Here is a 22,353-nt window from a genome sequence, read left to right as displayed (position 1 = left end):
AAGATATACACTTATAAGAACGTAAAATGACAGTAAAGAGACGGTCAAAAATGGACATCAAAGAAAAAATGCAAAAAAAAAAGAAGCCGATCCGTAAACGGACCGACCACAAAAGGGGGAAATGAGAATGTTGCTGTGTTCAAGTATATTATCCCCCTCTTGAAAAGACTTTAAACATTTTCTTTTAAATAATCATTTTTTATTTTTTGGATGTCCATAATAAATTCTGCAACTTGTAACTCAGGTAACTGTTTATCACCATATCGGACCCGGTCGTATGTGTGGTAAAAAGAATCGGAGACGTCCCACTTCATCCGAGCTATCCATTCCCGTATTGTTTCGTACTTTTCTCTTCCAAGATTTTGCTCTTTAGCTGTTTTTTCAAGTTCACGAAAAACTTCTCTAATTTGATGCAAATCCATTCGATTTTCTAAAGGTTTTGTGGCAACCGAAACAACTGGTTTTGTTGATTGATGATTATATCTCTTTGTGCTATTACTATTTTCTTGTACTGGCTCTTGTAACTCTGGCTTTGTTTTTCTCAGCCACAAGATGAGTACAATTATGCAACTCAAGATGACAAGCCCTAACAACATTTCTACCGGATAATCTGTCGCCACCGCTTCATATATGGGCTGATCGTTTTGCACCATTTTTTCATCTGGGCCTAGCTTACTTATCGTTTCTTGCATTTCTTCTTCTGTCGATAAGCCTGCTAAAAACTCTGTGACTTGCTCCATCAAAAGAGCGAGCGGCCAAAATAGGAGACGAATGGCTCCGCCAACAACCCAGCCTAGTCCGCGGCGTACTTCATCAGCGATATAAAAAGTAACAATCGCTGCAACACTAGCCATACTAAAAAGAGCAATCAATGCATTAGCTAGTTGAGAAAATCGCGCACCCTCAGATTTAGAAAAACCGTATAGATACATCACATGAGAGACTGTATAAAATAGGACTGCCACAGGAACAATGGTAAAAAGCGACTGAGTTGACTGCGCTTCAGGATTTAACAAAAGAATAACCCAGCAAACGCTGAAAACCACAATAAATTTTATCAAGAAATGATGATCGTCACTAAATCCATTATAGAATACTGCAAACCTTCCATGGAGCATGTAAATAATGAGTATACCTAAAAGCAGCGCTAGCCATAACGGGATTCCCACAAACCACATCACTAGTGTTGCCATTAAAGAGATCCCAATTCCTACTATTAAACGATAAGCATATGTTGAAAACAATAAATAAGCACTGCTTGAAACGAGCAAAGCTATTGCTATCCAACGCCATGCAATTGGTTGATCGATAAAGACAAGCACTAAGGAAATGATAAAAGCATCCAACATAAAATAACGAAACGAGATAAAGCGGGATGTCATGCCAAATCACGTTCCTTTCTACCTGGTAAAACAGTCAACTGAGTTTGCCTGCTCCATTTCTTAATAAAACGAAGAGCTTCTTCTGGTTTATCGGTTAAAAGGTATGTGGTATAAGGTAATTCTTTATGGATATCCAAATGCCCTAACATGGTGCTAAAAGCCAGTGTTGCATTATTTTTAGAAATGACCGATAGCAACTCTAATGCTTGTTGACGCTGTTTTTGTCCTTGTCCTGTAGACAAGTATAAATACGGCATCTTGCCAGCTGAACGAATATTGATTGCTATCGCATAAGGCACACCTGTATTAAAACAATTCTCGATATACGAAGCGAGTTCTTCGATTCGGTCTTCTAAATCGTGAATCGTGCCATAATACGCAGAAATATTCAATGCAAAAAGCATCGTTTCATTTGCAACTTGAGAAAAGATTTTGGTTTGATAATTTTGCATTCTCACACTGGCTTTCCAGTGAATTTGATTGAATTGATCTGTAGAAACATAATCACGTGTACCAATGGGTTGAAAGGCGTCATCAAATAAAGAATGCTTCAAATTGAATTCGCCTGGTTTTTGTGGAGACGGCATATAACCAAAAGGGTACTTCTGAAGTTTTGGAAACACGAGTTGCTCCTGCAAGATTCTAGGCTGGTACTCCAGTGTCACACTGCCTTCGCCAAATGGCTGTGGTATGAGCACTTCCATTTTAGTAAGGCGGGATATTCCTCTTTTCTTTCCTGTGACTGGTACATTTAGTTCAATTGTTTCGTTATGACCAATTGTGAAAGGGAGTTCAAGCTCTACTAAATCTCCAGTACTTATCCGTTGCTCCTCTATTGGTTCCACTGCATGATGAAACCAAATTTTTAATTGACCACCCCAGATAGGTAAGCCATCATTTTTAAAAACCAGCTGCCAAGATGACTCACCATCATAAAGCACACGTTTGCGCATGCGATTGTTTTGAAAAACTAATTTTGTACCGGCTTGCTTCAAATAAAACAATTGCAAACCTACTACTGTACCAACAAAAACAATGACCGCTGCCGCAGTAAATTGTAAAAACACCATAGCTATAAAGAACAACACAAGTAAAAAGCCCAATACCCATTTCATGTTTTTTAAGTCATCATCATGGCGCATCCACACCATCTAAAATGCCTCTACCGGAGAAGAAACCGAATTTACAATTTCACGTAAAATCGCAACCGGTTCCTGAACGAGCATTCCTTCAGCTGTCAGCATTAAACGGTGAACAGCTACCGGTTCGAGTATGTATTTGACGTCATCTGGCGTCACAAAATTTCGTCCTTCTATAAATGCTTTACCTTGCGCTGCATGAACAAGTGCCAAAGCTGCTCTTGAACTTAAGCCAAGTTCAATTGCCGGATGTTCGCGAGTCGCGCGGACTAGCGACAAAATATACGTTTCGATGTCTTCATGTACAGATACTTGACCTGCATCTAAATGCCATTGCTGTACATCTGTAACGGAAGCGACTGGTAAAATTTCTTTTTTATGAGATACGTTATCACGAAAGTTCCGGATAATCGAAAGTTCTTCTTCATATGTTGGATAACCAATTTCTAATCGGAATAAAAAACGATCTAGTTGCGCTGCAGGAAGTGGAAAAGTTCCTTGTTGCGATTCGACAGGATTTTGAGTTGCGATGACGATAAATGGATTTGGTAATTGAAGCGTATCTCCATCGATTGTCGCTTGTTTTTCTTCCATCGATTCTAACAGACTTGACTGCGTCCTCGGAGTTGCGCGATTGATTTCATCAGCTAATAATAAATTGGTTTGCACTGGACCTGCTCGTAGTTCAAACTCTTGTGTTTTTGGATTAAAAAAGCGAATGCCTGTCACGTCTGACGGCAAAACATCTGGCGTAAACTGAATTCGTTGAAACTGACCTGCAAATGATCCTGCAAATGCTTTGGCCATCCACGTCTTGCCTGAACCCGGTACACTTTCAAGCAAGACGTGCCCCCCTTGAATTAAAGCAATTAGCATAAAGTCTATTTCTTTTTCCCTGCCTACGACCAATCGATTTAATTGCGCTTTCACTTGTGTTAAATTCTCCACATATTCTCCCCGCTTCCTGTTTTAACCTTATTTTGACGGCTCTATCGTGTATGTGTAAACAGTTGTGCCATGATGATAGGCTGTGCCACGAAAATGCTTAAAATCCTCACGTCCAATCAAAACTGTCCGAAATTCTAAAAAGTCTTCTTTTTCGATTGTGATTGATTCGACAATGCCATTTTTTAAATCTTCTAGTTGCTGGTTGTAATCAGTCATGAATTATTCTCCTTTTGCCTTAGTTTTGCTAAGCTATTCTGTTATAATACTAAACGGATGATAAATATTGACTTTAAACAGTGTACGAAACGGCTTTAAACAGTCTATGAAAACCTGTTCTAGAAAATAGTATACAGCAAGAAAACAACTTAGACATCTTTGTCAAAAAAGTCTCCATGGCTTTAAATTTAGGAGGATTACATGATTAACTTTTTAAAACGGCATCCTTTAATCTTGATGCTGCCACTGGCTTTCTTTTTGTATAATTTAGCCTTTGAAAATACTGCGATCTTTTGGTATATGTACACATTTGCGACGCTGATTCTTATGTCTCTCGCTATCATATTCGTTAAAATCTTCGATGAACTCGCTACTTGGAAATCATTGGTTTACGGTATAATTTTCGGCGCACTTTTATACGGTATCTTTATCGCTGGTTACCAATTATTGCTCTTGACTCCACTTAACGTCGCTAACTCGATTGAAAGGTTTCTTTCTAGATTCTCACCTGTCTCGATTTGGCATTACTTGTTGCTAATGTTTATCATCGTACCAGGCGAAGAAATTTTTTGGAGAGGCTTAGTACAACAAAAGCTAAAACAATATGCCTCTACCCCTATCGCGATTCTAGCTAGCTCAATTTTATTTGGATTAGCGCTAGCATTGGGTGGATTTTGGTTTGGTGCTTTAGCTGGTATTGTTGTCAGCTTAATTCTAGGATTTCTTTATGAATGGAAAAAAAGCTTACCGGTCATTATCGTTGCTCACTTGGTCATGATTGTCTTACTGTTTCTGATTATGCCATTATCTATTTAAGTGAAACATTCCTCCTACTTGGACGTCTAATAGACAAACCAGCTAAGGAGGAATTTTTTTATGAAGAAGAACTTATTTTTATTGTCATCCGTTATGGTGGTTAGCTTGTTGCTCACAGCTTGTTTATCTCGTGATGAAGAAACAGTCGCTGAGCCTGTAGAATCTACTGAACAAACGCCTACAGAAGAGCAGTCAACGCCTGATGAAGGTGAATCAACAGAACCAACTGAACCATCTGGGACACTGACACAAAGTGATGGACAAAATTATGAACTTTATGTTCAAGATGGGTATGAACTCACTGCAGAAGAACCAAATAAAGATGTTCTATATGTAGCAGATAACACAGCTGTATTTATGCGGGTTGAAACATTCCCACTTGACGAAGCTGACTATGATTTTGTAGCAGATACGATGAAACAAACTTTGGCAGCTGTAAACCCTGACCAAGAGCCTGTTGAAGTCACTGATTTTGATCATGATGCTACTACGCAGTCAACAGTATTTAATGTGCCAAGTTCTGAAGGCACTGTCACAGGAATTGTCTATGAACTAGAAAACCTGATCGTACGCTTAACCATTTTTGACGATAGCACAGTTAATGCTACTGATGACTTTATGGCTATGGGTAAAACCATTAAAGCAATTCAGTAGTCACAGCAAATTCAGGCAAAAAGCAAAAAACCTTCTGGAATCCCAGAAGGTTTTTTTGATCAGTATGATAAATCTTTAATCGACAAGCCGAGCTTTTTCATTAATTCGATGGCTTGATCTTTTTCTTCACTTGATAAAGCTTCTGTCAATTCATGTAACTTTTTTTCATGCTCCGGAAAAATTTCCGCCATGAACTCCTTGCCTGACTCCGATATTTCAGCATAAGTAATTCGACGATCACTTGGGCTGTTTACGCGTGTAATATACCCTCTTTTTTCAAGCTTATCAATCACATACGTAATAGATCCACTTGCTAAAAGAATTTTTCCACCAATTTTTTGAAGCGGTTGTTTCCCTTTATGGTACAACAGCTCTAAGACAGCAAATTCAGTAGGATTTACTCCGCTTGCTTGAAAAAATTGATTAGTTTGTTCAGTGATCGCTTTATGTGCGCGTGATAGCACGATAAATAACTTTAACGATTGTTTAATATCTTCGTCCATTCGGCTCACTCTTTCTACTGCTTAAATTGTATTACACTAATTATAGTTCTTTTTTCACAAAAATAACAGCTTTTAAAGTTATCCAATGATTACGCGCTCTTTTGGATAATGGAATTTAGTTGGATCTGTTTTACCACCAATCGTGAAGAGGAATGAGATTAATCCCACACGTCCTACAAACATTAATGCCATTATGATGAACTTCCCAATATCCGATAAGTCACTCGTGATTCCTAAAGACATGCCACATGTTCCAAAAGCAGAAGTGATTTCAAATATAATTTCGACAATCGTAGCTGCAGGCTCAGTGATAAGCAACACTAAGGTAGCTGTAAAGACGATGAAAAACGCCAAAAAGATAACAGCGAACGAACGAAAAACGTCAATTAACTCAATTTCGCGATTAAATATTTGAATCGTGTTTTTCCCTCGCGCAAAATTGATCAGAAATAAAATCGCAATCGCAAAAGTTGTTGTTCGGATTCCTCCCCCTGCTGAACTTGGAGAAGCACCAACAAACATTAATGCACTCACAAAAGCATTTGTGGCATCACTAAATTGCGTAATATCGATGGTCACTAAACCACCTGAACGCGACGAAACCGAATGAAAAAGCGAGGCAAATAGTGATTCATGCCACGTCATTCCTTTAAACGCTTTTACCGATTCTAACAGAAAGATACCGATAGCTCCAACTGCTAGTAAAATCGCAAAGATACTCGTTGTGATTTTCGTAAACAATGAAAAACGAAAGTATTTTTGCTTATTGGAGATAAACTCTTTTACTTCGATTAAAACTGGAAATCCAATAGCACCTAGAATGATAAGGATCATATTTATAATTTGAACAAAATAGTCATTAAAATATGGCACCAATGATTCACCAGTAATGTCAAATCCTCCATTGGTCGTAGCTGTTATTGAGCCGAAGACACCATGAAGCAATGCTTCTTGGAACGTTGGGAAATACTGAGTAAAGTAAATTGTCAGCACAAGTGCACCAACTGCTTCTATCAACAACATGATTTTCACAATTTCTCGTATTAATTTAACGACACCTGACATGCTCGACTGGTTATGATCGACCATGATTAACTGACGTTCACGCAACCCGATACGCTTACCAAAGAGAAGCCAGATAAATGTACCGATCGACATTATTCCAATACCGCCTAGCTGCAATACAGTCATTAGTACAAGGATACCAAAGACCGTATACGTATCAACAACATTAATAACCGTCAGTCCCGTTACACTTACAGCACTTACTGCAGTAAACAAACTGTCGATTAAAGGAATGGTCATCCCTGGTTTATGGACATTCGGTAGCCTTAGTAATAAGAAGGAAACTGCAATTGCCACAAAATAATACGAAACAATCGCCTGTGCAGGTGTTAGATTTCGCACTTTTTGAAATGATTTATTCATAAGACATGGATTCCCTTCAACGTTATACTCTATCCTCATTCTATGAAAAGAATAGACAAAAAGAAAGAGAAATCGAAAATCTAAGTTAAATAGATTTTCGATTTCTCTTTTTCTTGCTTAACTAGAGCCGTTTTATTGATTAATCTCAACGTAAATCCAGCGCTTTGTTATAAGCTTTCGGTGTTGTCGAAACATTTCTGTTTACGTCATTAGCACCTACTTTCCCTCACTTTTATTGTTAGTATTTTTTTCATCCTTTTTACTTTTATTGTGCTCTTTCTCTTTGTTAGTTGAGGGACTGTTCACAGCAGAATCGTTCTCTAGCTTTTCTTTTTTAAAATCTTTACTGTCTTTTTCTATCTTTTTATCTATCTTTTTATCTATCTTTTTTTCTGTCTTTTTTTCTGTCTTTTTTTCTTTTTCCTCTATTTTCCCTTCTTTTTTCTCTATCTCTTTTTCTTGTTTCTCAATCTTTTTTTCTTCTTTCTTATTGAGCTTATCTTTAGGCTCTGCCTTTGTTGGTTCTGTTTTTTTCTGTGTTTTCACTGATGGTGTATTTTTAGTGTCGATTGATGACTCTTTGTTGTTACTTTTTTGCTTTGGTTCTTTTTGTTGCTGTTTTTCTTTTAGTGATTTATCTTCATTTTTCTCTACAGGAAGATTGGATGTTTCTTTTGGTTTTGGTTTTGTCTCTTTTTCTTCTTTCACGCTGTTATGTTCTTTTAAAATATTTTTTTCCTTAACTTGCAGAGTAGGCACTGGCAACTTTTCTTGTTCTAATAATTGTTCTTGTGGTTCTACTTGATTTTTCACCGTTTCAACTTTTTCAATCATTTGTCCGACTGGAACTTGATCTTTCTTCGAAAGACGCCATTGTTCTTTTGTGGCTTCTTTCATTTGAATCGCAAGTTGGTCATTTTCGACTTCTAGAGAAAGTGCCAACACGACTTTTTTAATAGATTGTTCAGCTTGACTATTATCTTCTTCGACTGCAGTGATAGTAACGCCCCTCGTTTGATCAGTTACCGCTAACTCAAGCACTCGATTTAAAACTGTAAGTAAAGAATCGTTCTTCCAGTCTCCCAGCTGATGAATCAATTCATGACCATCACTATTCAATTCGCGAACGGACACTACTTTGTATTCCTCGTCTATTCCGATTTCAATCCCTGGATTGACTTGTACTTGAACATAACCATAGGCTTCTTCAGTAGGGAAAAAGAATGCCGACATAAACAAGACAATTGTGGCAATAGCAGCTGTTATTGGAGCCATTGTTGGTAATATACGAATAGTCGGCTTTTTTTCAAGCGGATAAAAAAGAGCTTCTTCTCCTTTTAAAGGATTGCCCACAGGTGTTCCTTTTACAAATTGCCCATCTGCCTTTAAAAATATTGAGCGATCTTTTTTTGATTTAATGCAAATTCCGGATTGTTTTCGCATCATTTTAACCGCCCTTTCAAATAGTCTTTTAAGAAGTACAAATCACTCATCTGCAATAAAGCCATAGCAATTATATATTTTCGATTGCGCTCAATTGTTTTACGGGATACCTTTACAAGCTTTTCAATTTCTTTAATCGGCAATTTTTTCTTGTCTAATAAATATTGTTTATACTCATCTGTTTCCGCCACTAACTGAGCGATTTGAATCGCTGTGATACGCGCATCCGAATGTGCTGGAGAAACTTTCACTAGTATTTGAAACGATAAATCAAATTCCTTTAAAATTTCTTCGTATCGTGTTATTTCTTCGCTTCTTTTTTGATTTTCTTGCTCGCTACTATAAGCACTAGTCGCTGCATGGTCTGCGATGCCGTTGTGCTCTTCTGTCTCTGATGCTGGCATAAAATCATGGCTAAATTCATCACGCCTGCTTTCTTTACGGATAAAATCGATAACGCGTCTTCGAATCACCATATGTGCAAATGTTAAAAACGATGCATTGTTTTGTTGGTCGAATTTATGGATTGCTTCATTGAACGCAGATAAGGCAACGCTATATTCATCGTCATGATCATCGATAAACCGCTTGCATACTTGCGATGCTGTCTTTTTCATAAAAGGTGAGTAATGGGAAAGTAAATCGTGTAATACCTGCTCGTCGCCGGCTTGTACCTGTAATACCATTGTTTCAGCATCAGATTTCTCGATACGCCCAAATTTCCAGCCTAATGAAGCTAAAAGCACACCATTCACCCCTTCTCAAAGTCATTATCTATATGATTGTAACTTTGCATCACCAGATTTAAAAGAGGGATGTTTTGCTTTCCCTACCATTATTCGCTTTAAATATGATTCTTTTGTCCGTATCCCCTTATTTACCTTTTTTTCATAGAAAAAAGGTGCATTGAATTAGATTCAATGCACCTTTAGTTCATTAGTACTTTTCAAACAATTATTTATTTAGCTTCGTGTTCTTTAGCTTGTTCTTTATTTTGCTTAACTCCAAGAACTCCACCTACAACGATAATTCCAAGCAATACAGACCAGAAGACCAATGTCCACGGTGTCGAGTGCGGGAAGTCATGAGGTAAGATGCCAACATTTTCGTGAGATAAAGTCATAACCAATAACTTCACTCCGACCCATCCAACGATAACAAATGCTGCTGTTTCAAGTTGCGGATATTTTTCAAGCAATTGCACAAATTTATGTGCTGCAAATCGCATAATAATAACACCGATCAAACCACCAGCAAGCATGACCATAAACTGCCCTGAGTTAATCCCACCAATATCATTCATACCAAACACATTTAAATGCGGCAATGTAACAGCTAAAGCTACAGCTGCAAGCATTGAGTCGATTGCAAAAGCAATATCTGCTAATTCAACTTTCAATACGGTCATCCAGAAGCCAGAACCTTTTTTCTTTGGTTTTTCATCCATACCTTCTAGAACTTCATCTGTATCACCTTTGCGCTGATCATATATACTCTTAATCGATATAAACAAGAGATATGCCGCACCAAGCGCTTGAATTTGCCAAATGTTAACGAGTAGCGTGATCATAAACAACGCTGCAAAACGGAAAACAAAGGCTCCTACTAATCCATAAAATAACGCTTTTTTCTGTTGTGCTTTTGGTAAATGTTTAACCATTACCGCCATTACTACTGCATTATCTGCAGCCAGTAACCCTTCAAGTCCTACTAAAACGAGTAAGACCCAAGCATATTCCAATAATACTGCTTCCATTCTGCTCTCTCCTCCTGTTTTTTGCCAACAAAAAAGACCCTTGCCTAAATAAAGGCAAAGGTCTCGCTAAGCAAATTTCGTTTGCTATCACAACCGATGGCTACTAACCATGTATTGACGACTGTGAAATAGGTTTCCCTATAGCTACTCCCCCTTGACTGAAAGTCAAAGTGTATTGAGTTGTAATGTTAGTATAGCATCTTTTCAATTCATGTCATAGTTTAACGAATGGGGATTTGAAAGTTTTTGTCATTTTTATGTACATGATAAAACTCTACCATTACAGGCATAGTCTCTATGAAATCTGCACATCGAATGTTGCTTTCTGCTAGTAGCCGCTCTGCATTTTTTGTATCGAAATCTGCCGTCCATGTCAAATAATCCAAGGTTTCTTTTTCAACGCCTAATGCTTTTCTGACTGGACCAATAGATAAAGAAACTTGAGCTAACCGATGTGGCAAACGACCTTTCGGATTTTTCCCTGTAATTAACTGGACCATGTTTCGGTATACTTCTTCTATAGGATGCGGATTAGGATCTGTTAAATGGACGGTTTGTCCAGTTGCAGCAGCGGATTTACTAAGGTACATAGAAGCTTCTAAAATATAATCAATAGGCACAACATTTATATAAGATGTTGATCGTCCAACAAACGGAATGAACGGCAAAAACTTGACTCGATCAATCAAATTCAGGAAGAAATAAGGTCCGTCAAATTTGACGGTTTCACCTGTAACCGAATGTCCACGAACAATTCCTGGTCGGATAATGGTAATCGGTAATGATTTCTTTCGTTCATCTACAAGTAGTTCTGCTTCAAATTTGGTTTCTTCATAGAAGTTTTTGAAAGCTTCGGGTCGCTCTAATTCATTTTCGTAAATAATCCCTTCTCTATTTCCTGCTACATAAGCCGTACTAAAATATACGTAACGTTTTACATTTGGTATTTTTGAAATAAATTCATTAACGTGCCGTGTTCCTTCCACATTTACTTGCCATGCGAGATCTCTTGGAACTGCCAAATCGTACATGGCTGCTAGATGCCAGAAGACCACTGTTTTTTCTTTGAGATATTCTTTGTCTTTACTATTAATCGCTAGTCCTGCTTGCGTAATATCGCCTTCAATCAATTTGATCGCACGACAATTGGTTTCTTTTTCAATCCTTCTAGCTTCTTTTTCTGCCTTTTCTCGCTGCGATGGTAAAATAATAGCTGAAATCATTTCATGTTGCTGAGCATGCTTATACATTAATTGACTAGCGATAAAGCCCGGAAATCCGGTAAATACGATTTCTTCCATAACTTCAGCCCCTTTTTATTTATCATACTAAATTTTCTGATAATATACAGCAAAAGAAAAAAAGTAAACCCGAGGGCTTACTTTTTATTCATTCTTCTTGTTTGTCGGTCAAATAGACTGTAAACAATCGGGACAACATAAAGTGACAACAAAGTCGCACTAATTAATCCGCCAATCACTGTAATTCCCATTGGCTGATTGATTTCAGTGCCTTCTCCTATGCCAATTGCCAAAGGCAATAACCCGAGAATAGTTGTTAATGCTGTCATTAAAATTGGGCGGCGGCGATCATGAACAGAAGTGATAATAGCATCATATGAACCCATGCCAGCCTCTTTTCGCTGATTGATATAATCCACCAAGACAATCCCATTGTTGACGACTATTCCTACTAGAACAAGTAAGCCAATAACAGCGGTAATACTGACTGGAGTTTGAGTGATAAACAGCGCAATTGCTACACCAATCGCCATCAACGGGACAGTGAACATAATAACAAGTGGATATTTAAAGGACTCGAATTGTGCAGCCATAGCGATATAGACAAGCACAATAGCTAGTAAGACCGCCATAGACATATCATTAATCGAGTTATCGAGTAGTTCACGGTCTCCACCAAACGAAATTAATGTATTGTCGTCCAAATTCAAAGCCTCAAGTTCTGCATCTACTTGATCAGACATATCACCAAGCGTAATACTCGATTGATGCTGTAAAGTAAAGGACACACTATCTGCCTGATCTACTCTTCGAATACTAACAGGTCCTTGTGCGACTTCAATATCAGCCAATTCCTGAAGCTCGACAAATTCCCCAGCAGGTGTTCTGAGAGATAAAGTACGAAGCTTTTCAAGACTGTTTCGTTCTCCTTCCTCATACGCCACATAGACACTGAGAACTTCATCGTCTTCTGTCAATACTTGACTAGCTAAAACGCCTCGTGTGATGCTATTGACTGCTTGTGCTATCTGAACCGGTGGCAGACCATATTCAGTTGCCGCTTCGCGGTTAATCGTCATCTGAATTTCATCAATGGTTTCTTGACGGTCATTCGTTAGCTCTGTTACTTCTGGAAGTTTTGTTAAAGCAGCTTCAATGTCAACAACTGCCTTGTCTAACCGCGAACGATTTGTATCTGTGACAGTAAAAGATAAATTGTTCGGTGAAGAGCCCGCAGCTGTTTGCAAGTTAAAGCTTACTAATGCACGGTCTCCAACAGTTTCCCGAATTCGCGGCTGTACATCATCTACAAAATCGAAAATGGAACGATCGCGGTCTGCCAAGTCAACTAATTTCACATAAATTTCTGCGACGTTCGCTTGTGCAGAGCCTTGTGCTTGTCCTTGTTGCGTTGAACCAATCAAACTAACGTACACATCAACTTCATCTTCTAGTTTTAATTCATCTTCTATTAAGTCGACTACTTCGTTAGTGGCTGTTCTAGAAGAACCATTTTCAAGTTCGACCGAAACACTAACAAATCCTTCATCTGTAGCTGGTATAAACTCTGTTCCCACTTGCATAACACCAAAAGCACCAACGACTAACAATACTAGTGCTGTAAGCAATACAATGATTCGGTTTCGTAAAGCCCAAACTACAGATCCTTCAAAAACTTTAACGCTTCTTGAAGTGTCTTTTTGAACTCTTGGCTTACTCCCTGGTTTTCCTAGCATTCTAGATGCCATCATTGGAATAACGGTTAATGCAACAGCTAGAGAAGCAAAAAGACTAAACGATATCGTCAAAGCAAATTCAAAGAAAATCTCTCCGATTAACCCTGATATGAAAATAACCGGGATAAAAACTGCGACAGTCGTAAGAGTAGATGCAATAATTGCACCTGAAACTTCTTTTGCGCCTTCAGAAGCCGCTTTTTTAGCATTCTTGCCCATTGCCAAATGTCGCTCGATATTTTCGATAACCACAATAGCATTATCTACGAGCATCCCGATTCCTAAAGCTAATGCCCCTAACGTTAAAATATTCAATGCGAAATCTGCAAAAAACATAAGAACAAACGTCACAATTACTGAATACGGAATCGCAACTCCAATAATGATTGGACTTTTAATACCTCGTAAGAAATAGAAAAGAACAAGCATCGCAAAAATCCCACCAAGAACTAATGTCTGACCAATATTGCCAATGGCCTGTTTAACATAATCACCTTGGTCAAATAGAATATTTGCTTTTACTCCTTCAAAACGCTCTTCACTTAAAAGCTCATCAAGTCGTTTCTGAAAAGCATCTGAAACATCTGCTGTATTTGCTTGAGACTCTTGAAGAGCAGATAACAATACAGCAGGTTCTTCGTTCGTTCTTGTTTCACTACTACTTTGACGCTCACTAATCTCTACTGTCGCAACATCATCAATTGTAATGTTATCGCCTTCTAGTGGATCAATCGTCAAAACTAAATTCCGGATTTCTTCTACACTTGTTAACGTACTGATGATGCGTGTTGTTAAGTTCCGACCATCTTCTGTTTCAATGGGTTCTCCTGGAAGTGAAATATTGTTTGCCTGGATGAGCTGCACAACATCTGATTGCTGCAAGCCACGTTCTTCAAGTGCCGCTTGATCTAATTCGATTTGAATTTCTTCTATTAAAGAACCTGAAATATTAACGCTTGCAACTCCTTCTGTTTGACGGAGCTCTGTTTCTAATTCTTCTGCAATAACCCGTACGTCTGCGTCTGGATCACTTGAACGCAAAGACAATTGCAAAATTGGAAACTGTGCTGGATCGAACTTTAAAAAGCGTGGATCATTCGAATCATCAGGTAATGGTGTTTGATCGATTCTTTGTGCAATATCGGATTGGACATCATCGATATCTGTAGACCAATCAAATTCTAAAAGAATAAAATTCGATCCTTCTTGGCTATTCGATTGAATCGACTTGATGCCTGGTAAAGTTGCTAAATTTGCCTCTAATGGCTTTGTAATTTTTTCGCTTACTTCTGTAGGACTAGCTCCTGGATAATTTGTTACCACTACACCTATTGGTGGATTTAGTTCTGGAATTAACGTAATCGGAATTCGTGTAAATGACACGATACCTAGAATAATAACCAAAAACATGATGACGATGGTAAAGACAGGCCGTTTTATGGAAAAATCACTTATTTTCATTTTTTTCAAACCCTCTCTTTACTGTGTTCTTTAATCATAAGAAAAATTTCTTACAACCGCAAATTTAATAGAGCGTGTTCACACTTCTGCCAATTTTTAAAAACCAAAAAAACCTGCCGAAGCAGGTTTTCATTTTTTATAAGAGACTATATAAACGGATGCCTGGATTTTTATCTTGGAACCAGCGTGTCGCAAACTCATTCTCGAATAAGAATACATAATTATCGAAACGATCGCGTACTAGCATCGAACGTCCGCTTGACATCGATTCTTTCACATCTTCTTCATTTTCAATCCAACGTGCAATTTTGTTGCCAACTGGCTCCATACGTACATCTACATTGTATTCGTTTTTCATACGGTGTTCGAACACTTCAAATTGAAGTTGACCGACTGCACCAAGAATCACTTCTTCTAAATGCAATGTTTTGTAATATTGGATTGCGCCTTCTTGTACTAATTGAAGAATCCCTTTGTGGAAATGCTTTTGTTTCATGACGTTTTTAGCCGTTACTTTCACAAATAACTCTGGCGTAAACTGTGGCAAGCTTTCGAATTGGAATTTCTTACCACTCGTAATTGTATCTCCAATTTGGTAATTCCCTACGTCATGTAAACCAATTATATCGCCTGCTACTGCTTCATTAACCATTTCACGATCATCCGCTAAAAATTGTGTGGTCTGTGATAGTTTAATGTTTTTCCCTGTACGCGCCAAAGTTACGTTCATCCCTCGCTCAAATTTCCCCGATACGATACGGACAAAAGCAATACGATCGCGATGAGCTGGATTCATATTGGCTTGGATTTTAAAGATAAATCCTGAAAACGGCATTTCAGTTGGATCAATGATTTCTTCCTCTTGTGTAATACGCGGTTGCGGTGGTGGTGCAAACTGCAAATACGTTTCAAGGAACGTTTCTACACCAAAGTTTGCTAACGCACTCCCGAAAAATACAGGTGTCAATTCACCTTTTTTTACACGGTCAATTGAAAATTCGTTGCCAGCTTCGTCTAATAAATCAATATCATCCATTGCTTGTGTATAATAAGACGTTTTTTTCATTTCGTGGTCTTCGATCAATCGACCGTTTTCATCTAGTTCAAGGAAACGTTCTCCTTCTGAACGGTAAGGCTCGACACGTTTGTTAAAACGATCATAAATTCCAAGGAATTCTTTCCCCATACCGATTGGCCAGTTCATAGCGTAAGATTGAATGCCAAGTACTTCCTCAAGTTCTTCCATTAATTCTAATGGTTCTTTACCTTGACGGTCCATTTTGTTGATAAACGTAAAAATGGGTATACCGCGCATTTTACATACTTTAAATAGTTTAACGGTTTGTGCTTCAATCCCTTTAGCAACATCAATAATCATTACTGCACTGTCTACTGCCATTAAGGTACGGTACGTATCTTCACTGAAATCTTGGTGTCCTGGTGTATCTAAAATATTGACACGATGTCCATCATAGTCAAATTGCATGACGGAAGAAGTTACAGAAATACCCCGTTGTTTTTCAATTTCCATCCAGTCGGAAGTTGCGAACTTGCCGCTTTTTTTCCCTTTTACTGTCCCGGCATCACGAATAGCTCCACCAAATAACAATAGTTTTTCTGTTAATGTCGTTTTACCAGCATCCGGGTGGGAGATGATGGCGAAGGTTCTTCTATTTTGAATTTCACTCTTTAATTGGTCTGACATGTTTATACGCTCCTTTAATCTACTCTCTTCATATTAGAGAAGGGGACTGAAAAAAACAAGGAATTTTAACGTCTACAGAAAAAAGAAGCCAGTAGAGGCTCCTTTTACTGAAACTTTTTCAATGCTTGTTGTATCGCTATTTCTTTATCACTATGTGGATATTTCGTATTCCCAATAATTTGGTAATCTTCATGCCCTTTTCCGGCAAGAATGATGATATCGCCAGCTTCCGCTTGCTCTACGGCATGTTCGACTGCTTTTGCACGATCACCAATGCAAGCAAAATTACTGTGGGTCATACCAACTTCCAAGTCACTTAAAATACTGTCATACGCTTCATCACGTGGATCGTCTGTCGTCAAAACGACGTAATCAGCAATTGATGCCTTTTCAGCCATGATTGGACGCTTTGTTTTGTCACGGTTGCCACCTGTTCCCACTAGGAAAATAATCCGGTTCTTTTTAAAATCTTGAACTGCGTCAATTGCTTTTTCGATAGCATCAGGTGTATGAGCATAATCGATAAAAATCGATATAGGTGCTTCGACTTCTACTTTTTGCATACGCCCTTCAACTGGCGCAATAACCGCAAGTGCCTTCAAAATTTCATCAAGCTTATATCCTTCTGCATATAAAGCGGCAATCGATGCTAACGCATTCGAAACATTAAATTCACCAAGAAGTTTCATCGTTACAGGAAATTCACCTTCTACACACTTCAACGTGAAGCTTGTACCTGTGTGCATCAATTGAATGTCTTTTGCTTGAAACTGGGCGTCATTTTGAATGCCGTAAGTGTATACAGGGTGAGGGGTCATTTTCGCTAGTTCATTTGACCACGAGTCATCAGCATTTAAAATTGCTTGCTTTTGATTGGCAAGATCTTGACCAAGTTGTGAAAATAACAATGCTTTGGCATGTCCATACTCTTCCATTGTTCCATGAAAATCTAAATGGTCGTGTGTCAAATTAGTAAAAATAGCGGTATCGAATTCCACTCCAGCTAGACGGCCCAGAACTAAACCGTGCGATGAAACCTCCATTGTCATATGTGAACAATCTTCATCTCGTGCACGTGCAATCATTTGTTGTGTTGTTAACACATCATTTGTTGTGTTTGCTGAAGGATGAAGTTGACCATTTAAATTAAAGCCAATCGTTCCTGTCAATGCTGATTTTTCTCCGAGTTCCATTAACATAGAATGCAGAATACCTGCTACGCTCGTTTTGCCATTAGTGCCGGTAACTCCAATCATATGCAAAAGCTTAGATGGATAATCATAAAATTTAGCAGCTAACAGACCTACTGTTCGAGAGGTGCTTTCAACTTCCACTACTGTTGCATTGTCAATCGTCATTGGTTTTTCAGTGATGATTAACGTGGCCCCTTGATTTGCTGCTTGTTGCGCAAAATCATGACCATCTACCGTATACCCCGTGATACAAATAAATGCTGAATTTGCTTTTATATCACGAGAATCGATTGTCAGGTGCTCAATATGTTCTGGCAATGGTCCTTTAATTTGTTTATAAGGAATTGACGCAAGTAATTCTTTGCTGTTCATGAAAATCCTCTCCTAACTCTTATGAAACCAATGGAGACAATACATATGCATGAAGCAATGCTGCCGCCGCTTTTAAGGAATCGATATGTGTACGTTCATACGAATGGGAAGCTTCAATTCCAGGACCGAACAAGGCGTGCTTAATATCATGTCCTGCACTAATCGCAGCTGATGCATCCGAACCGTAATATGGATAAATGTCGACTTTGTAGTCGATCGAATTCGTTTGTGCTAAAGCAATCAAGTGACGGGTCAAGCCGTAATGATATGGCCCACTTGAATCTTTTGCGCAAATGGAAACTGTATATTCGTCTGATTCTTGTCCGTCTCCAATCGCGCCCATGTCAACTGCAATGTATTCCTGTGTTTCTAGTGGGATACTCGCGTTTCCACCGTAACCAATTTCTTCATTATTGGAGATATAAAAATGAGTTGTGTATGGCAATTGCTCTTTTGTTTCACTCAAGTGTTTTACTAATTGAAGGACTAAAGCAGTACTTGCTTTATCGTCTAAATGTCGAGACTTAACATATCCAGACGCAGTCGCTTCGAACCTTGGCTGAAATGAAACAAAATCTCCTACTTCTATACCTAAGCCTCGTACTTCATCTTTAGAAAAGGCTTTCTCATCTAAACGTACTTCCATATTATCTGCACTGCGCTCTGCTGTACCGGCATCTTTATAAACATGAACAGTTGTTTGATGCAACAAAATCGTTCCTGAGACTGTCGAGCCGTCTGCTTTATGTATAAGGCAGTTTTCACCTTCGATAGCATTAAATTTAAAACCACCCACTAAAGACAATTTTAAACGACCGCTTGGTTTAATTTCTTTTACCATTGCGCCAAGTGTATCGACATGCGCAGTTAATAAACGATGTTGCTTTTGGTTTTCCCCAGGGATCGTCGCAATTACAGCACCTTTGTGAGTTGTTTTATATTCAACATTCCACTGTGTCAATAATGCACTGATTTTTGACATCACGTCCATTGTATATCCTGACGGGCTTGGAATTTCCACTAGTTCTTTTAATAACTCAATCGTTTCACTTTGATTCCATTGATAAGTCATCATTTTCACTCCTCGATCTTATAATCATATCAAAATCATAGATGTTCGCACAGTCCTGACTTATAGTATTATAGTATAAGTTGAACTCAAAATTATATTTCTATGTGTTTTGAAACTATCTTTTAACAAAAAAACAGGCGTTTATTACGAAACGTAACTTACTCGTTTAAATTACATTGTTAAAAATACCGAGGTGTCTAATGGAAAGCAAGCTTATCAATCGCAAAAGAAGTCAATTATTTATCCATATATATGGAGCTTTAAGCATTTTTCACTTTCTACTCAATCAAATTACCGATATAAACACCGCTGTTGTTTCTCCATTTTTCGGAATTTCTACTTATTTGTTATTACTGGTATTTATCACAAAAATGAATGAGCGCGCGTTGCAATATGCCATGCTTTTTGCTATGAATTTTTACATATTTATTTTAAATTTTGAATCTTCCGCTCCGATTACGCTTATTTATTTCGTCGTTCCTATTATTATTTGCGCATTGTATAACGAAACGAAACCGATTCTAGTTCTTGGACTCTTAACAGCTATTGAATTTGCACTTTTTCTTACTGTATATGATCGCTTTGTGCCAGGAGCTTCACTTTCTTATAATCAATTATCTATTGTCGTTTTTACATTAAGCATTTTTTTCCTTACCTTGCTTCATAGTCTTTACTTTAGTCGCTATTGGAAACAATTAGAGGCTAAAAACGCCTCAATGGAAAAGGCATTACTGTCAAAAGAGGGTTATTTGCAGTTGTTTTTTGAAACTGCGAAAGATGCAATTGCCGTTTTCGATTCGCAAGAAAAAATTATCGCAGTTAATCCGGCTTTCGAAGAGTTATACGGTTGGACTTCGGAAGAATGCATCGGACAAATCTTACCCGTCTATCCATTAGAAAATACACTAGCAATTAAAATGCGCACACGACAAGTTCAACAAGGAAAAAGCTACTCCTTATTAGAAACCGAAGATGTTCGAAAAGACGGCAGTCGTTTTCACGCACAAATCACATTATCCCCCATTTTCGATAATTCCGAAAAAATAGTGGCGACTTCTATGATTTCACGTGACATTAGCTACCAAAAAGAATCAGAAAAACTGATTGTCCAAACTGAAAAATTAAAGCTTGCTGGAGAAATTGCTGCTGGGGTAGCCCATGAAATTAGAAACCCGATGACCGTTATCTCCGGGTTTATCCAAATGATGCATCATGATCCAAAACACTGTTTTCCAGAGTATACCGAATTGATTCAGTCAGAGTTAGAACGCATCAACTTAATCATTAGTGAATTTTTAGTCTTGGCCAAACCTCAAGCCGCAACGTTAAAGGACTTTAGTGTCCAGAAAGCATTGGACGATATTCTTCTATTATTTAGTTCAGAACTAAACATGAATAGTATTACATTGATAAAAGACTGGGAACAAGATTTTCTGCTTAATGGAGAAGAACATCATTTAAAACAAGTTTTCATCAATTTATTAAAAAATGCAGTAGAGTCAATGGATGAGCCAGGCGAAGTTCGTGTTTCTTTAAAAGAGGAAGAAAATGATATGTTTTCTATCTCTTTCGAAGACACCGGAAAAGGAATTTCTGAAAAAGACTTGAATGAGATTTTCGAACCTTTTTATACCACTAAAGTAAGTGGTACAGGACTAGGGTTAATCGTTTCTCAAAAAATTATTCAAGAACATAAAGGAAAACTCTCTATATCAAGCTCTGAAGGGATTGGCACAGTTGCTAAAATTCTTTTTAAAGCACAATAATTAATATAGAAAAAGCGAGCAACTGAGTAGTTGCTCGCTTTTTCTATATATCCATTTTACATACTCGAAACAAATTTACCTTAAACTAAAAACAACCCGAAGACCGCCTATTTTAATACGGTTTTAATCCATTTCGCTTTGTTTTTATAAGGCGGAAACAACAGATTCGTCGATAATTTAGTGGATTTTTTCAAAATCGATTTAGCATGTGTAAAGGTTTCAAAACTAGATTTCCCGTGATAAGAGTTGATCCCTGACGAACCGATTCCCCCAAATGGCAAGTAGGCACTGCCCACATGTGAGACTGTATCGTTGATGCAACCCCCGCCAAATGGTAATTGCTCTAAGAAAAATTGCGTTGCGCGTTCATTTTCAGAGAAGATATACGCTGACAACGGTTTAGGTAGTTTTCGAATCTGGCGCAGTAAGAGCGGTAAATCCGTATAGCTAATAATTGGTAAAATCGGTCCGAAAATTTCATCTTCCATCGAAGGACTATCCCATCCTACTCGGTCTAATAAAACCGGTTCGATATATAAGTCATCACGGTCCATTTTACCGCCATAAACAACATGATTCGCTTCTTTTTGAACAATTTCTGCTAAACGGTCAAAATGCTGGGTGTTGACAATGCGCCCGTAATCCGGACTTTTTTGTGCATCTTTGCCGTAAAAATTTTGAATCGTTTTTGTTAATTTTTTTATAAATTCATCTTTAACCGATTCGTGTACACAAACATAATCCGGTGCCACACAAGTTTGCCCCGTATTCATCAATTTACCCCAAGCAATTCGTTTTACAGCTAAATCGAGATCAGCCGTTTGGTCGACAATTGCTGGACTTTTTCCGCCAAGCTCTAAAGTCACCGGTGTTAAGCGCTCTGATGCTGCTTTCATAATAACTTTTCCAACATTGACGCTACCTGTGAAGAAAATATAATCAAATGGTGCGTGGATCAACGCTGTCACTTCTTCTCGTTCACCTTCAACTACACGAATATAATAAGAAGGAAAGGCTTCTTCAATGATTGTTCTGATTACTTTTGCTACGTGCGGCGTCGCTTCAGACGGCTTAACCACTGCGCAGTTCCCACCTATAATCGCTCCAATTAACGGCTCCATTACTAACTGAAATGGATAATTAAAGGGACCTATGATCAATACAGAGCCATACGGTTCGTGGATGACAAAGCTTTTTGCTGGTTGCAAGTGAAGTGGAGTCTTAACTTGCTCAGGCTTCATCCAATCTTCTACGTTCTTTGCCATCGTACTGATGCTGTCGAGCACAAAGCCGACTTCTGTTGCATAGGCTTCAAATTCACTTTTGCCTAAGTCTTTTTTCAAGGCATCAATTATATCGGTTTCATGAGATTGGATAACGCTTTTTAAGCGATATAATTGTTCAATTCGAAAAGCTGTTGGTTTCGTGTCACCTGTATAAAAATAAGCTTGTTGTTCTTCTATCATGCGTTCTACATCAGTTGCTGTGAAATTCATTGTCCAACCTCCTCTAAGTTTCTTTA

18 protein-coding genes are annotated in these 22,353 nt (G+C 38.2%); 3 read left to right on the top strand and 15 right to left on the bottom strand.

Translation table 11 applies throughout. From position 1 onward, the window contains the following. Window positions 1–170: 170 nt before the first annotated feature. Genes MLE13_RS00900 through MLE13_RS00885 form a run of 4 tightly spaced genes read right to left on the bottom strand, consistent with a single transcriptional unit; the run spans window position 171 to window position 3,685 of the window. Window positions 171–1,382, bottom strand: a complete 1,212-nt coding sequence (locus tag MLE13_RS00900) for a hypothetical protein (protein ID WP_240747611.1) — start codon at window positions 1,380–1,382, stop codon at window positions 171–173. After that, the gene (locus MLE13_RS00895; protein WP_240747610.1) at window positions 1,379–2,533 is read right to left on the bottom strand and encodes a DUF58 domain-containing protein; all 1,155 of its coding nucleotides are present in this window, start codon (window positions 2,531–2,533) and stop codon (window positions 1,379–1,381) included. Before MLE13_RS00895 ends, MLE13_RS00900 begins: the two co-directional genes overlap by 4 nt. Next, window positions 2,534–3,469 carry an AAA family ATPase gene (locus MLE13_RS00890; protein ID WP_240747609.1) on the bottom strand — a complete coding sequence of 312 codons (936 nt, stop codon included), beginning with the start codon at window positions 3,467–3,469 and terminating at the stop codon, window positions 2,534–2,536. Window positions 3,470–3,496: 27 nt separating this feature from the next. Then, entirely contained in the window at window positions 3,497–3,685 is a 189-nt protein-coding gene (locus MLE13_RS00885) for a hypothetical protein (protein WP_240747608.1), read from the bottom strand. A 201-nt stretch (window positions 3,686–3,886) separates the two neighbouring features. On the opposite strand from MLE13_RS00885, the gene MLE13_RS00880 reads away from it, so the two are divergent. Next, a complete protein-coding gene (locus tag MLE13_RS00880; protein WP_240747607.1) occupies window positions 3,887–4,501 on the top strand; it encodes a CPBP family intramembrane glutamic endopeptidase in 615 nt (204 codons plus the stop codon). A 60-nt stretch (window positions 4,502–4,561) separates the two neighbouring features. After that, window positions 4,562–5,155 (top strand): hypothetical protein, encoded by a 594-nt coding sequence (locus MLE13_RS00875; protein ID WP_240747606.1) that lies wholly within the window; start codon window positions 4,562–4,564, stop codon window positions 5,153–5,155. Between the two features lie 59 nt (window positions 5,156–5,214). On the opposite strand, the gene MLE13_RS00870 is transcribed toward MLE13_RS00875, so the two are convergent. From MLE13_RS00870 to MLE13_RS00825, 10 genes are all read right to left on the bottom strand, one after another. Continuing rightward, window positions 5,215–5,658: a MarR family winged helix-turn-helix transcriptional regulator gene (locus MLE13_RS00870; RefSeq protein WP_008429804.1), complete on the bottom strand. Its 444-nt coding sequence runs from the start codon at window positions 5,656–5,658 to the stop codon at window positions 5,215–5,217. Window positions 5,659–5,736: 78 nt separating this feature from the next. Then, window positions 5,737–7,086 (bottom strand): TrkH family potassium uptake protein, encoded by a 1,350-nt coding sequence (locus tag MLE13_RS00865; protein WP_240747605.1) that lies wholly within the window; start codon window positions 7,084–7,086, stop codon window positions 5,737–5,739. A 216-nt stretch (window positions 7,087–7,302) separates the two neighbouring features. Continuing rightward, on the bottom strand, window positions 7,303–8,532 hold the full coding sequence (locus MLE13_RS00860; RefSeq protein ID WP_240747604.1) for an anti-sigma-I factor RsgI family protein: 1,230 nt from the start codon (window positions 8,530–8,532) through the stop codon (window positions 7,303–7,305). Next, on the bottom strand, window positions 8,529–9,275 hold the full coding sequence (sigI, locus tag MLE13_RS00855) for an RNA polymerase sigma-I factor (RefSeq protein WP_240747603.1): 747 nt from the start codon (window positions 9,273–9,275) through the stop codon (window positions 8,529–8,531). The genes MLE13_RS00860 and sigI overlap by 4 nt, the downstream gene beginning before the upstream one ends. A 212-nt stretch (window positions 9,276–9,487) precedes the next feature. Next, window positions 9,488–10,285, bottom strand: coding sequence for a TerC family protein (locus MLE13_RS00850; protein WP_240747602.1), 798 nt, complete (start codon window positions 10,283–10,285; stop codon window positions 9,488–9,490). A 221-nt stretch (window positions 10,286–10,506) separates the two neighbouring features. Next, window positions 10,507–11,586, bottom strand: coding sequence for an SDR family oxidoreductase (locus MLE13_RS00845; protein WP_240747601.1), 1,080 nt, complete (start codon window positions 11,584–11,586; stop codon window positions 10,507–10,509). A 77-nt stretch (window positions 11,587–11,663) separates the two neighbouring features. Next, complete coding sequence (locus MLE13_RS00840) at window positions 11,664–14,723, bottom strand: efflux RND transporter permease subunit (protein WP_240747600.1); 3,060 nt, start codon at window positions 14,721–14,723, stop codon at window positions 11,664–11,666. Window positions 14,724–14,859: 136 nt separating this feature from the next. Then, window positions 14,860–16,428 (bottom strand): peptide chain release factor 3, encoded by a 1,569-nt coding sequence (locus MLE13_RS00835; protein ID WP_240747599.1) that lies wholly within the window; start codon window positions 16,426–16,428, stop codon window positions 14,860–14,862. A 104-nt stretch (window positions 16,429–16,532) separates the two neighbouring features. Then, a complete protein-coding gene (locus MLE13_RS00830; RefSeq protein WP_240747598.1) occupies window positions 16,533–17,993 on the bottom strand; it encodes a UDP-N-acetylmuramoyl-L-alanyl-D-glutamate--2,6-diaminopimelate ligase in 1,461 nt (486 codons plus the stop codon). A gap of 19 nt (window positions 17,994–18,012) precedes the next feature. Continuing rightward, window positions 18,013–19,065 carry a M42 family metallopeptidase gene (locus MLE13_RS00825; protein WP_240747597.1) on the bottom strand — a complete coding sequence of 351 codons (1,053 nt, stop codon included), beginning with the start codon at window positions 19,063–19,065 and terminating at the stop codon, window positions 18,013–18,015. A 200-nt stretch (window positions 19,066–19,265) separates the two neighbouring features. Here MLE13_RS00825 and MLE13_RS00820 point away from each other — a divergent pair, with 200 nt between their 5' ends. Next, a complete protein-coding gene (locus MLE13_RS00820; protein WP_240747596.1) occupies window positions 19,266–20,831 on the top strand; it encodes an ATP-binding protein in 1,566 nt (521 codons plus the stop codon). A 107-nt stretch (window positions 20,832–20,938) separates the two neighbouring features. Here the strand turns inward: MLE13_RS00820 and MLE13_RS00815 are convergent, their stop codons facing one another. Beyond that, window positions 20,939–22,327, bottom strand: coding sequence for an aldehyde dehydrogenase (locus tag MLE13_RS00815; protein WP_240747594.1), 1,389 nt, complete (start codon window positions 22,325–22,327; stop codon window positions 20,939–20,941). Window positions 22,328–22,353 lie beyond the last annotated feature (26 nt).

The organism is Planococcus halocryophilus (genome assembly GCF_022489025.1).
GTDB classification, from domain to species: domain Bacteria; phylum Bacillota; class Bacilli; order Bacillales_A; family Planococcaceae; genus Planococcus; species Planococcus halocryophilus_A.
Note: the sequence above shows the minus strand (reverse complement) of the source record. Positions and strands in the feature narration are given on the sequence as shown.